Origin of the sequence: Candidatus Nitrosotalea sp. FS, assembly GCF_011319475.1 — an archaeon.
In the GTDB taxonomy this organism is placed as follows: domain Archaea; phylum Thermoproteota; class Nitrososphaeria; order Nitrososphaerales; family Nitrosopumilaceae; genus Nitrosotalea.
This window is the reverse complement of the sequence record NZ_RCMC01000297.1, coordinates 1-980: the sequence shown is the minus strand read 5'-3', so window position 1 is coordinate 980 and position 980 is coordinate 1. Positions and strand designations below refer to the sequence as shown.

The following is a 980-nucleotide window of genomic DNA, read 5'->3' as shown; positions in this document are numbered from 1 at the left end:
CAAGTTTCTTACCCTGGTGAAAAAGATTCGCAAGGAGACAGATATCCCTCTTGTTTTGATGACATATACCAATATCTTGTACAGTCATGGCNCGAAGAAGTTGGGAGATATTTGAGTAAAAATGTCAAGAATAAAAAATAAATTTCAAGACCTCAGGTCCAAGAAACAAAAAGCCCTGATAACATACATCATGACAGGATTTCCAAGTGAGAAAGATACACTTGCTGCAGTAAGGGGACTTGTAAAAGGCGGTGCAGATATCATAGAACTCGGGATGCCATTTTCAGACCCATTAGCAGACGGATCTGTAATTCAGAATGCAGGTTTTCATGCATTACAAAAGGGAATGAATTTTGACAAGTTTCTTACCCTGGTGAAAAAGATTCGTAATGAGACTGACATTCCGCTTGTCTTGATGACATATACCAATATCTTGTACAGCCATGGTTATGAGAAGTTCATATCAACGGTAAAACGCGCAGGAATTGACGGATTGATTCTGCCAGACATGTCAATTAACGAATCAAAGGACTTTCTACAGGCTTCCAAGAAAAACAAGATGGATGTAATATTTTTGATATCTCCGAACACCTCATCAGAGAGGATCAAAAAAATCTCTAGCGCATCATCAGGCTTTTTGTATCTAGTGTCAGTGTTTGGAACCACTGGTGGACAACAACAGTTCCAAAACTATACAGTCCATGCAATTAAAAATGCCAAAAAAATATTGCATGGAAAAATTCCTTTAGGGGTTGGCTTTGGCGTAAGCAATCCAGATCAGGTAAGATTCATAATAAAATCTGGTGCAGATGCAATAATTGTAGGTAGTGCATTTTTGAGGCTCATGGAAAGTACGCCTTCAGAAAAGATCGAATATGAGATTGGCCAGTTTACAACCAGTCTAAAAAAAGCCACAATCACAGAATAAGAAATAAAAGGATCTCAAATCCATCATGGATATGCAGACAGAATCTACAAAA

At 38.0% G+C, this 980-nt stretch carries 1 protein-coding gene; it reads left to right on the top strand.

The features are described from left to right. The first annotated feature begins 121 nt into the window (after nucleotides 1-121). Nucleotides 122-928 (top strand): tryptophan synthase subunit alpha, encoded by an 807-nt coding sequence (gene trpA / locus DYY66_RS12165; protein ID WP_166289860.1) that lies wholly within the window; start codon nucleotides 122-124, stop codon nucleotides 926-928. The last annotated feature ends 52 nt before the right edge of the window (nucleotides 929-980 follow it).